The organism is Gillisia limnaea DSM 15749 (genome assembly GCF_000243235.1).
Classification (GTDB): Bacteria; Bacteroidota; Bacteroidia; order Flavobacteriales; family Flavobacteriaceae; genus Gillisia; species Gillisia limnaea.
This window is the reverse complement of sequence record NZ_JH594606.1, coordinates 3,229,162-3,241,820: the sequence shown is the minus strand read 5'-3', so window position 1 is coordinate 3,241,820 and position 12,659 is coordinate 3,229,162. Positions and strand designations below refer to the sequence as shown.

The 12,659-nt window shown below is 38.6% G+C and carries 9 protein-coding genes; 6 read left to right on the top strand and 3 right to left on the bottom strand.

Annotation, left to right across the window (positions count from 1 at the left end):
* Positions 1–9: 9 nt before the first annotated feature.
* Positions 10–870, bottom strand: a complete 861-nt coding sequence (locus GILLI_RS16135) for a hypothetical protein (RefSeq protein WP_006990193.1) — start codon at positions 868–870, stop codon at positions 10–12.
* A 187-nt stretch (positions 871–1,057) separates the two neighbouring features.
* Between GILLI_RS16135 and GILLI_RS16130 the strand changes: the two genes are divergently transcribed.
* Complete coding sequence (locus GILLI_RS16130) at positions 1,058–1,501, top strand: hypothetical protein (protein ID WP_006990192.1); 444 nt, start codon at positions 1,058–1,060, stop codon at positions 1,499–1,501.
* 1,126 nt (positions 1,502–2,627) lie between these two features.
* Here the strand turns inward: GILLI_RS16130 and GILLI_RS16120 are convergent.
* Positions 2,628–3,332 carry a hypothetical protein gene (locus GILLI_RS16120; RefSeq protein ID WP_006990189.1) on the bottom strand — a complete coding sequence of 235 codons (705 nt, stop codon included), beginning with the start codon at positions 3,330–3,332 and terminating at the stop codon, positions 2,628–2,630.
* Between the two features lie 403 nt (positions 3,333–3,735).
* Between GILLI_RS16120 and GILLI_RS16115 the strand changes: the two genes are divergently transcribed.
* On the top strand, positions 3,736–4,176 hold the full coding sequence (locus GILLI_RS16115; protein WP_006990188.1) for a universal stress protein: 441 nt from the start codon (positions 3,736–3,738) through the stop codon (positions 4,174–4,176).
* A 604-nt stretch (positions 4,177–4,780) separates the two neighbouring features.
* Here the strand turns inward: GILLI_RS16115 and GILLI_RS16110 are convergent.
* Positions 4,781–7,279, bottom strand: coding sequence for a glycogen/starch/alpha-glucan phosphorylase (locus GILLI_RS16110; RefSeq protein ID WP_006990187.1), 2,499 nt, complete (start codon positions 7,277–7,279; stop codon positions 4,781–4,783).
* A 746-nt stretch (positions 7,280–8,025) separates the two neighbouring features.
* Here GILLI_RS16110 and GILLI_RS16105 point away from each other — a divergent pair.
* The 4 genes from GILLI_RS16105 (at position 8,026) to GILLI_RS16090 (ending at position 12,636) form a co-directional block, all read left to right on the top strand.
* Positions 8,026–10,668: a cation-translocating P-type ATPase gene (locus GILLI_RS16105; protein ID WP_006990186.1), complete on the top strand. Its 2,643-nt coding sequence runs from the start codon at positions 8,026–8,028 to the stop codon at positions 10,666–10,668.
* A 259-nt stretch (positions 10,669–10,927) separates the two neighbouring features.
* Positions 10,928–11,554 carry a hypothetical protein gene (locus GILLI_RS16100; protein WP_006990184.1) on the top strand — a complete coding sequence of 209 codons (627 nt, stop codon included), beginning with the start codon at positions 10,928–10,930 and terminating at the stop codon, positions 11,552–11,554.
* Positions 11,551–11,850 carry a winged helix-turn-helix domain-containing protein gene (locus tag GILLI_RS16095; protein WP_006990183.1) on the top strand — a complete coding sequence of 100 codons (300 nt, stop codon included), beginning with the start codon at positions 11,551–11,553 and terminating at the stop codon, positions 11,848–11,850. Before GILLI_RS16100 ends, GILLI_RS16095 begins: the two co-directional genes overlap by 4 nt.
* Positions 11,851–11,919: 69 nt before the next feature.
* Positions 11,920–12,636: a hypothetical protein gene (locus tag GILLI_RS16090; RefSeq protein ID WP_006990182.1), complete on the top strand. Its 717-nt coding sequence runs from the start codon at positions 11,920–11,922 to the stop codon at positions 12,634–12,636.
* Positions 12,637–12,659: the final 23 nt, after the last annotated feature.

The window sequence follows — 12,659 nt, the reverse complement described above, 5'->3', positions numbered from 1 at the left end:
TTACTTCTATTAATTACTGAAGTAAGAAGCTTCCCTTTCGAAGGAAACCGCCTTATAGCCATTGGTATTGAGTTCAAGATTATAAATCCATTGCTTCACAACCGAATGAAAATCTGTATAGAAAATCTTGTCGTAAAGCCTAAAGTATTTATTGCTTTGCTTCAGACTTTCCAGCGGCCTGTTGAAAAACATATTGATGCCTAGAAAACTTTCATTCTGGTACACGTGTACCAACTCGTGAGCCTCAACTCTATGCCCCCCCTGGGAAATTCTCTTTAAAATGATCGTTTGCTGACCAGCTGCCCCAACTGCCTCAAAACCATAACCCTGGATTGGCTTTTGAGCTTCAAACACAAAAGTTCCAAATACCATACTCCTGTCTACATCAAACTTTGCCTGGGAAAACATATAAATTGTGGAGCTTAAGGAGAGAGGCATGATCCTGTACCTTAACTTAAAATTGTCTTTGGTGTCGACTTCAAATCGGTTGAAGCCCAGATTTAGATGCCATCTTGCCCACAAATCCCTGTTTGCTGCTGCATTTTCTATAATGGAAGAACCTGCGGCATTCACTATTTTTGATGGCCAGATTAAATTGTAGTTTCTGGTACGTGAGAATTCCCGCAGCAGGCGTTTACTCTCAAAAACCAGATAGCCTCCAAAACCTCCCTGAGCCAATCCTTTTAGCAGTGTTTTGCCAAGTTTTTCTTCCGGTCTTTTATTTATTATTGCTCCCACTCCTCCTACTACACTGCCTATGGCGATATTCGCCAGACCATACTGTAGATCGTTTTCCTGAGAATAACAAGAGAAATCGAAGAGGCAAAGGGTAAAAACTATTAGGAACCAATAATTTATTTTTTGCGGCATAAAAACGTATAATTAGGGTGGGAATCAAAAATTAAGTGGCTAATATAGGCATTCATAAAAAAGAAGGCCTGAGATAGATAGATTATTCTTTCCTCAACAGCTTAAGGAATTTATGAAACAGATGTTATTAAAAATTTTCTATTTTGGAGTTTGTTTTAGAATCAAAAAAAGTGGAAATTAGTTGCCTATGAGAAAACCAATAATATTCCCCATTATTTTTTTATTTATATTTTTTACTTCCTGTACTATTGAAGACGAGGCTATTGATCTTACATACCGGGATGATATTTTAATAGAGACAACTGTATTTTTCACAGAGGATTCTGAAGACTACGATATCTCATTCACATACTTTGAAACCGATGGCTATAATAATTTGACAAAGAAGACTGAAGGCTATTCCGGAGGCATTCGTGGGAACAAGCAGGTATTTTATCATACTGTAAAAGAATACAAAAAAGCTGGACTAAAAATGATCCCAGAGGAACAGATTTCTGAAGTTTGGATCGACCTTTATTTACTTGGAGCGGGGAAAGATATTTTTCACCATTTTATCTCCAGAGATAACAAAGGGTTTACGTTTTTATATGACTTCGAAACCTATTCTCAGGAAGTAATTTGGGAAGAATAAAAATGTAAATGATTACTTACTGTATTATTGTGTGCAACCAGATGTTTAGTAAACTCGTAAACAACGTACGACCCATTACTCATTCATCTGAAGAGTTAATGCAGAAAAGGGTAAGTTTGGCAAACTCAGATACCGTTTAAAAAACCTTTACGACAACAACTTTTTTTGCCAGATCAGTAATAAAACAGATACTGCCGGAAATCTTGCAGGGTTAGTAACCATGTTAAAAATACCTTCGAGTAGGTTAACCATTCAAAAATCGTACTTGAGCCAGCAGATTTCCCGATGCGCCCGGACTCGTTTTGAATGGGAACAGCTTTTTTAAAATTTTTAATGATCTCGGGATACAGATCCGGATTTTTTTGCCCGGGTGTTCTGTGAGCGTAAAGCTGCATTAGCTTTTGGTTAAAATCCCTGTACTTTACAAATCCTCTTCTCTCTGTCATCAGAGTTTCAATATTTTCATTTAATTTAGCGAAAATCTCTCTGCTTAATTTTCCCCGGGCATAAAGGGAATAGATGACCCAGGTTACTTATTCATTGAAAACTATATATTCGTTATTATAAGATTTAAGACCTCCTATGGAGATATACGTAAGGCGAGTACTATACAGTAGCAGATCCCCAAGTCCACAGTCCTCCTCCGGAAAGGTATTAGTCATAGCATAAATAAGAATTACCAAATATGGCAGTTTGGAAACCATGCAAAGGAGATCTATACCGAAAAATTTCTATAGTCAAAACTGGACTACATTCATATAAACCCGGTGCGGGCCGGAATTGTGACCCGGGCGTCTGATTTTGTTTATTCCATTGCTTCAATTATGTTAATGGAAATGGTGTGCTAAAAGAAATCACTTTAGCCGATAATCCTGTTGCAGATGTTCTAATGGGTTGGATAATAGTAAAAGTGAGTATTATTGAAACATGATTCGTTTCAAAGTCGGGAAATCGCAGGTTCAACGAAGTTAAACTTTGACGAAGTTTATTCTATGAAACGTATTAGAAAAGCGCAAAGTCTGAAGACTTTGCGCAGCCAGAGAACTAACTAAAAGACATAGTTTGCAAACTAAAACTGTAACATTCTTAATTAATTAATGTCTTGTACATAGTAAATTGTGAAAATTTACCAGTGATCTCCCAGTGCCCATACGGTAGTGTTGTTTGCCCGGTAATTTTCGTTTGAAAATTCAAAGGCATCTTCCCCTTCACCAAAACGATTCCTGTTCACGCTGTAGCTAACAGAGGTTGTAGTTTTAAACTTTTCAGTTATTCTGGCGGCTGAAAAACCTGTACTGAAGCTGTTGCTAAAATAATTCCTATCCCCGTTAAGGTACCCATTGAGGCGGGCATTAAATACCCATAAATTCCAAGGATCATGCTGTTCTTCTGTTCCTATCTCGGCCCCTCCCTCTTCTTCCTTAAAAGTTATCTGTACATTTTTCCCCTGTTCAGTGCGTGCAAGGTATTTTACAAGACCCAATTTGAGGGTATGTACCATTTGTTGCCTCTCTTCATCATCGGTCGCGGTTGCCTGCCTTACAAAGGATAGCGTATCATTTACCCCTGTGAATATTTCTCTTCCGGTAAACTGTAATTTATATTCGCGGCCGCCACTCCCCGTTACCTGATGATTTGATAAAATAAAAACATTAGACTGGAAACGGTCATTTACATAATCTACGAAGGGAATTTCACGTTTTATAAAATCCTGATCACAATAAGATTGACAGTCCAGAAAAACGCGGATCTTTTTATTATTTTTTTCTACCTGTGAAAAAGAAAGGGAAAGAGAGAATAAGACAAAAGCCAGGAAGAGGTATTGTTTCATTAACAAGTTTGATGGTAAGTACTAAATCTTTATTTATAGGCGGGTAAATATATTAAAATTGCATTAAAACCGCCCATTGTATTGAAATTTATACTGAATCTTCATAAGCGAGGTCTTTTGTTGCTTCGTGAGTTCTCAATTACCAGCTAAGTAAGTTTGACTTCGTCTAATCTTCGATTTCATGACTTCGTGCCTGTAGCCCCCAACCCCCCAAAGGGGAGGAAAAATTTCGGGAGAGTTAATGAGTGTCTTGAAGTTAATTCTCAGGATCTCCTTACCGGTTTCCATTAATTTATAGAAAATTATGGTTAGATTTTTTGTTCAAGCTGAAGGAAATTTACCCGAAGTGAAGTTCTGTTAATGTTTCTTTTTGCCTAACTTTAAACAATCTTAATTATTTATCATGAAAAATATACTTGTGGCCATAGATGAGGCTAAATATGCAGACCAATTAACTGCTCAGGCAGTTGAAATTGCAAAATTCAATAATGGCAAGATTTGGATAATTCACGTTACAGAAGCAAATACAGATGATTATCTAAGTCGGGAGGCTGGCCCACAGTATATTTACGATAAAAAGGCTGAAAAAAACAAAAAAGAAGCGGCCTCTATTAAGGAATGGGCAAGGGAGATAACTCAAAAACACAATGTGGCTGCCGAGGGACTTTTAATTGAAGGATCGGTAATCAAATCGATTAAAAAAATTGTAGAAGAGCAAAATATTGACCTGGTGATTGCGGGCCATAGAAAAAAGAATTTTCTCTATGGACTATTTACCGAAAACAAGAAAAAAGATTTAATCGATGAACTTATGATTCCCCTGTTGGCGGTTCCATTGACTTAATTGATCCTTTTATTTTTATCGTTTATTTAGATTATTGTTTTGAAAAAAAATAAAATCTGAGGAGAAAACTAATTATCTGGTTTAGCCTTAACCTATAAATGTATGTCCGGTATCTGTCATATTAGGTAGAGATTTGAACTAAGGCTGTAAGATCGATCACAGTCGAAATGTATTTGTTAACCCAGCTGCGCGAAGCCTCATTACTTTGATCCTTAACTGTTTGTTGCCCGAAGTCTTTCTTTTCGTTGCTGAAAGGCTACACTACCATTTCCTGACTGAACCCGCCCAGCACTGCATCACGGCCGGCGTTTTTAAAAGAAGGATTACGTTGTTTCCTTTTAGTACCTGCTGCAATCCGAAAAAAACGATGGGCATCTTAAGGTCTTCTGATTCCTTGTTACAATTTAGTTAGAACTGTCTGCAAACATAAGATCTTAAAACAATTCGTTTCAACGTCAGAAAACATTGTGAAATTGACAATTATTAACTCGCGGTGTAGCTCGAAGTCATTTTACTTTGAACAGCGGCCAAAGGAATTTGATTTTTGCGGGATGAGATAATAATCATTTATTTTAAGAAAATTGGCCAATGACATTTAGGTTTCTCACTCACTTTGCATCTTCACCGCTTCCACTTTCCATATTTTCTCGCAGTAGTCCCGTATTGATCTATCACTTGAGAATCTACCCATATTAGCCACATTCAAAATAGACATGCGTGCCCATTTTCCCGGATCCTGCCATACTTTATATACGTTTTCCATCTGGTCTACATAGGACTGATAATCCTCCAGTAAAAGATAAGGGTCCTGATTTAAGAGGTTGTCATAAACAGGGCGGAAAAGTTCCGGGTCTCCATTTGTAAGCTCGTCGGACATCAGAAAATCCAGCACTCTCTTTAATTTCTCATTTTCGGAATAAATTTTATATGGATGATACCCCTCCGCTTTTTTGTTCTCCACCTCCTTTGTGGTAAGGCCGAAAAGGAAAAAGTTTTCCTCCCCTACTTCCTCTCTTATCTCCACATTGGCCCCGTCTAAAGTTCCAACGGTGAGGGCTCCGTTGAGGGCAAATTTCATATTTCCGGTTCCTGAAGCTTCTTTTCCCGCCATGGATATCTGTTCAGAAAGATCGGCTCCGGGGTAAACGAGCTGTGCCAGTTTCACACTGAAGTTTGGCAAAAAGACCACCTTTAAAATCTCATTAACTTCAGGATCATTATTAATTAGATCACCCACGGCGGTAATAAGTTTTATGATACGTTTAGCCATAAAATAACCCGGGGCAGCTTTTCCACCAAAAACAAATGCTGTTGGTGGAATATTGGTGTCCTTATCTTTTTTGATCCGCAGGTATAAACTCAAAATATGAAGGACTTTGAGATGCTGCCTTTTATACTCATGAATTCTCTTCACCTGCACATCTATAAGCATTTCTGGATTAATTGTAATCCCCGTAAGTTCCTTTATATGATTGGCAAGGTTCTTTTTGTTATGCAGTTTAACTTCCATCCACTTTCTACGGAAATCCTCCTCATCGGCAAAAGATTCCAATCCTTTTAGTTTATCCAGGTGGGTGAGCCAATCCTTTCCAATTTTTTCAGAAATAAGGGCAGCCAACCGTGGATTACTAAGCGCCAGAAACCTCCTGTGAGTTACCCCATTGGTAACATTAGTGAATTTTTCAGGCCAAAGCTGAGCAAAATCCTGTAACACCTGTTCCTGAAGGAGCCCGGAATGTAATGCGGAAACTCCGTTCACCTTATAACTCCCCACTGTTGCCAAATGTGCCATCCTAATGGTAGGTTCTCCCCTGTCATCTACAAGAGACATACGGGAAATTTGCTCCCCGGTAAAATCATGTTCCCTTATTTCACTAATGAATCTACTGTTGATTTCATAAATGATCTCAAGGTGCCTGGGCAGCAGGTTCCTTAAAAGACTTACCGGCCACTTCTCCAGGGCTTCAGGCAACAAGGTGTGGTTGGTGTAGGCAAAAGTGTTTTTGGTTACTTTCCAGGCCTCTTCCCATTCCAAATGGTGCTCATCCAGAAGTAATCGCATAAGCTCTGCCACCGCTATGGATGGATGTGTATCATTAAGCTGAATGGTGAATTTTTCATGCAGGGTTTCCAGTTTGCGTCCCTGTAAAAGTTGAAGTCGGATTATATCCTGAAGCGAACAGCAAACAAAGAAATACTGCTGTTTTAGTCTTAATTCTTTTCCGGAGAGGTTCTCGTCATTGGGATACAGTACCTTGGTAATATTTTCAGATCGCATCTTCTTCTCTACTGCCCGGTAATAGTCTCCCAGGTTATAGGCAGCAAAATCAAAGGATTCTGTTGCCTCTGCTTTCCATAATCTTAGAATGATCGCAGTGCTTTGATAACCTAAAATTGGGGTATCATAAGCAATTCCCTTTATTTCTGAATCTGGAAACCACTCAATATGCAACTTATTATCATCGTCCCTGCGATGCTTTGTGTGTCCACCAAAATTTACAATAAAGGAAATTTCCGGCCGGATTACTTCCCATGGATTTCCGTTATGCAGCCATTTATCTGTAGATTCCACCTGCCATCCATTCTGTATCTCCTGCTTAAAGATTCCGAACTCATAGCGTATCCCATAGGCAATAGAAGGAATTCCAAGCGTTGCTAGGGAATCCATATAACAAGAAGCCAGCCTTCCCAAACCACCGTTTCCAAGCCCGGGTTCCACCTCCTCATTAAGAAGCTCGTCAAGGTCCAGGCTCAGTTCAGCCAGTGCCTCCCTGATTTCCTCCATGATCTCGAGATTGAGCAAATTATTTCCCAGGTGTGGGCCGGGAAGATATTCTGCAGAGAGATATGCTACTCCCCGTGCATCTTCTTCTGCATACTGCTCAAGGGATTTTACATATTTTCTAAAAACCCTGTCCCTAATTGTAAGGGCAAGTGAAATATAAAAATCGTTTTGAGTTGCCACAACAGGTATCCTGCCTAAGCTGTAAAACAACTTTTCCAGAAAAGAAGTTTTTATGTCCTCCTTGCTAAGACCAACATTACCAATTCCTACCCCCGGTTTTGTAAAATAACTTTCAATTTTTTTATTGCTGGATTTCATGTGTAGTAAAGATTTAGATGGAGATAAGCTCTCCAGGATTTTACGGAAATTAATCGGCTTATATTTATTTAGCTTTTAATTTTTGTGGTCAGAATTTAATAAAATTTCCCTTAAGAGCACTTCATAAACCCAGATATTTTCAATCTGTATTTTCGAAGGTTTCGAAAGTGGGGATTTGTAATCCGTGACAAGGACTCCTTAATCGGTTTTCGGAGGGCGCAGATTTGTAATACGTGACGAGAACTTATTCCCTTTAGCATTCAAATTTTTTAAGCCACATATTAATTTTGGAGGAACTGGTTCCCAGAGAACACATCGAAAAGAATGTAACTCAAATTTTCTAGTTTTATCCAGTTGGTAAATCGGGAGAAAGTCACTCTGGCATCATCGTACTACCTATAGTGATATGTTCACTTGCAAAAGAATTTCAAATATTATGAATTTATTTATTTCAAGCCTTTAAATACATAGCAGTAGCTAAGGCGTCCCTATCCCGCAGTACTCTGAGGGATTAACGCTGTAATTGTAAAATTTATGCAATTTAAAACCCATTTCAGGGAAAAGATGTAATTATGCCCTACTTGTTTTTATTAGCGTTACGCTCGTTAAACTTCTTGTAGGTTTGGGGGCTAAATTACCAGGAACGGTTTAAATCGGTTTAGAAAGAACTGACTCTTAACAGAATACTACATTAGCAACAGTAAAAATAATCTTCTACTTTTACGTTTTAACAATCATCTTTTCTTATGTGGCATACCCAATCTATTCAGCAGGTAGTCGAGAAATTAAAGACCGATGTAGATCGCGGTCTAACGACCGAAGAAATTCAAAAGCGCTTAGAAAAATACGGACTTAATAAATGGCGCGAACAAAAAGCAAAAAGCATTTGGTTGATGTTTTTCGCCCAGCTTAAAGATGCGCTTATTTACGTGCTTCTGGGAGCCGTGGTCATCACCTTGTTTATGGGCGAATATGTAGATTCCATCATTATTATGTTGGTAATCTTAATCAATGCCAGTTTGGGGGTAATTCAAGAAGTAAAAGCCGGCAAAGCCATTGCCGAACTTCAAAAATTAGCTTCGCCAAAAGCTTTGGTAAAACGTAATGGTAGTATTGAAGAGGTAAGCACAGAGGCCCTAGTACCCGGAGATATCGTCATTTTGGAAACAGGAAGATTAATCCCTGCTGATTTGCGATTGCTCGAAACCATCAATATGCAAATTGAAGAATCGGCGTTAACGGGAGAATCTGTCCCTGTTCATAAAAACTCCCAAAGCACCTTAAAAGATGAGAACAGTGCCTTGGGAGATCGCATTAATTTGGCTTATATGTCCACGTTGGTGACCTACGGAAGAGGTTTGGGAGTGGTTATCGCCACAGGAGAAGAAACCGAGGTCGGTAAAATTGCCGAAGACATCAATACCAACGAAAGCAAAACTCCTTTAGAAAAGCGTTTGGATGAATTGGGGAAATTGTTGGGGAAATTGGCCGTAGGTGTTTGTTCACTTATTTTTATGATTGGTTATTTTCAAGGCAGAGAGGTAACCGAGCTTTTTCTAACCGCAGTATCCTTAGCGGTGGCCTCCATTCCCGAAGGTTTAGCAGCCATTGTAGCTGTGGTGCTCTCTATTGGAGTCACCAAAATGTCTAAACGCAATGCCATTATTAAACGGCTGCCGGCAGTGGAAACTTTGGGAGCAGTCAATATTATTTGTACCGATAAAACCGGGACACTTACCCAAAACAAAATGAAGGTAAGTGCTTTTTTTACACCAACTACCGGTACCGCTAAGTTACAAGAGTATGCTCAACAGCCTCAAGTAAAATTATTGGCAAAAGCAATGGTTTTATGCTCTGATGCTACTTTAAATGCTGATAAAAGCAGTGGTGACCCCACAGAAATTGCACTTCTTCAATTTGCAGATAACTTAAAATTAGATAGAGAAACCTGGAATAAAACCCATAAGCGTACCAACGAACTTCCGTTTGATGCAACCAGGAAAATGATGTCGGTTGCTATAAAAAATCCCGAAGAAAAAAATATTTACACCAAAGGCGCAGTAGATAGGTTATTGCCCAAGTGTACGCAGGTACTTTTAGGAGATAAGGTGGTTGCTTTAGAGGAAAACCAACGTTCAGCTATTGAAGAAAGCATACAGAATATGTCTTCTCACGCCCTAAGAACATTGGCGGTAGCCTATAAACCAATAACCAATATTCCTCCGGAAGAAAATTGGGAAGAAGATTTAATTTTCATCGGTTTGGTTGGAATGATAGATCCGCCTAGGACTGAAGTTAAACCAGCTATAGCTAAAGCAGCTAAAGCCGGAATTACCACTATAATGATTACTGGCGATCATAAAGAAACGGCCTTTGCTATTGCCAAACAGTTAGGAATAGCCCAAGATAAAACGCAGGCGATAACCGGACAAGAATTAGATGCGTTTGGAGAAGATGAATTGATTCAAAACATAACAAATTACAGAATATTTGCTCGGGTATCTCCACAGCATAAAGTAATAATTGTAAAAGCCTTACAAGCAGCTGGAAATACGGTTTCTATGACCGGTGACGGTGTTAATGATGCTCCTTCCCTTAGCCATGCAGATATTGGTGTCGCAATGGGAATTACGGGGACCGATGTGTCTAAAGGCGCTTCAGATATGATTTTAGCCGATGACAACTTTTCTACTATTGTCACCGCAGTAGAGCAAGGGCGAAATATTTATAACAACATTAAGAAATCGGTACTTTTCCTACTTACAAGCAATATTGGAGAGGTTATCACGATGCTGGTTTGTATTTTAGCAGGTATGCCAACTCCTTTAATTGCAACACAATTACTATGGATAAATTTAATTACAGATTCACTTCCCGCAATCGCACTAGGGATGGATCCAGATTCAGATGATGTGATGCAGCATAAACCCAGACCGCCTAAAGAAAGTTTTTTTGCACATAAACAAGGCTGGCGTATTTTGTTTGGCGGTTTAGTGATTGGTGCTATCACCATTTCTGCCTATTGGTTTGGTTTTTATGAACATGGCTACTCCCCTTTTGATTCATCCATTCCCGATGAGGTTTTGAGCTATGCCAGAACCATGGCATTTATGAGCATTATTTCTGCACAGCTGTTTTATTCTTTAGCCTTTAGGCATTACCGCCAATCTATCTTTCAATTAGGGCTCTTCAGCAATAAATATTTGGTAGCTGCTATTGTACTTGGTTTTTTGTTGCAATTGCTGGTATTAGAAGTTCCTGTATTAAGAAAAGCTTTTAAATTGCAATTATTAGACGGACCAGGTTGGCTAATGGCCTTAGGAATGGGATTAGTGCCATTATTATTAAATGAATTATTAAAAGCTTATTCCCGAATAAAAAGTAAGTAAACGATGAAATGGTTTTTTTTTCTGATTGCTAATTTATTTGACACCCTTACCACAACGGGACTAAAATATTTGTTCATTACACCACAATTTCTGTTAAAAAGCAGCCAACTAACACCATATCCACGGCTAATCTCAGAGGCTGTTTTTCCATCACCAAATTCCTTCAGGATTTTTTAAAAGCAACTATTTTTATTTTTATTCAATAAAAAAAATTAAATCTCGATAATTTATATTAACTTTGAAATACAAAGTACTTTCTATGAAAACGGAAGATAAATACATTAAGGATATTACAGAAATACGTTCTATGATGGAGCGGTCAACAAAGTTCTTGTCCTTATCTGGCCTCTCGGGAATTTTGGCCGGAATATATGCTTTAGTTGGCGCCTATATCGCTTACAGGTTATTCTATGTGAACAATGAAAATATTGTTTATAATACAATAGACAGGCAGGAAATCTCTGCGGAAGTTGGAAACCTTATCATTTTAGCATTGGCAATCCTGATATTGGCTGTGGGGACAGCAGTTTTTTTATCCCAGAAAAAGTCTCAGAAAGATGGAGAAAAACTGTGGAATTCTGCCACCCAAAGAGTTGTCATCAATATGGCTATTCCATTGGTTACAGGTGGAATCTTTATAATTATTCTCCTTTCTAAAGGATTATACGGATTACTGGCTCCTGCAAGCCTCCTTTTTTACGGGTTGGCCCTTGTTAATACAAGTAAATTTACATTTGAAGAAATTAAATCGCTGGGAATTGTCCAGATTGTATTGGGACTCTTAGCTTCTTACTTTATAGGATACGGAATTTTTTTCTGGGCTTTTGGCTTTGGATTGATGCACATCGTGTACGGAATTTTTATGCACCAGAAATATGAAATGTGAAAGTGATTATAGACGGTTTACGTAAAGCTTTTGAGAGCCGGGTAAGGCTGGGAATCATGTCTGCCCTGGCAGTGAATGATACACTGGAGTTCACGGCGCTCAAGGAATATTTGGATGTAACCGATGGGAATCTTGCCAGTCATATCAAAGCTCTGGAGAAGGAAGAATTTATAGGAGTAAAAAAATCATTTGTCAACAGAAAACCTAATACCAGATATTTTATGACAAAGCAGGGGAAGAAGGCGTTCGAAGAACATATTATGGCATTGGAAAAACTTATCAATTCCCATAAATAAAGCCTTGGTGAGAGCTAAAAAAATTTATATTACAACTTTGTAATTCAAAGTACTTTCAAAATATTAATTATGAATATTTCCTCCACATTAGATCGAATTCATTTAAAAGCAAGACAAAACAAATGGCTGTGGTTTTTCACCATATTCAATAGAGTAATGCTGGCATTGGGTTTTTTACCTTCAGGATTTGTCAAAGTGAATGGAGAACGGTTCACTGCTTTAGCCACTACGCATCCTATGGGAAGTTACCTGGAGGCTTTTTACCATACCGGGTTCTACTACCCTTTTGTGGGAGTAACGCAGATGACAGCAGCAGTACTATTGTTTATTCCCCGTACTGCCACTCTGGGTGCCCTTCTATATTTTCCAATTATCCTGAACATTTTTCTCCTTTCCTTTGCGGTTCGGTTTGAGGGGTCTCTCCTCACCTCTCCTCTTATGGTGATCGCATGTTTCTATCTGCTGTGCTGGGATTGGCATAAGCTCAAATTTATTTTCTTTCCCGATGCTCCAAAAACCATTGTCCCTTCCAGAAAGGAATTGAGCAACATGTTCCCTTTACATTTTTTTGCGGGGTCAGCCGCAACTGTATTTGCGGTAATAGCCTTTATAATATATATGAACCTTTTTCTGTTCATGCCTCAAATCGAAATTTCAGAATGTAAAGAGCAATGCACAGACAGTAATAATCCCGACGCCTGTATCGCCTTGTGTGACTGTATACATAAAACCAGAACATTCAATTTTTGTATGGATGAATATAAAAATACTCCGAAAACCGGGTAACGCATAACTCAAATCAAAATCCA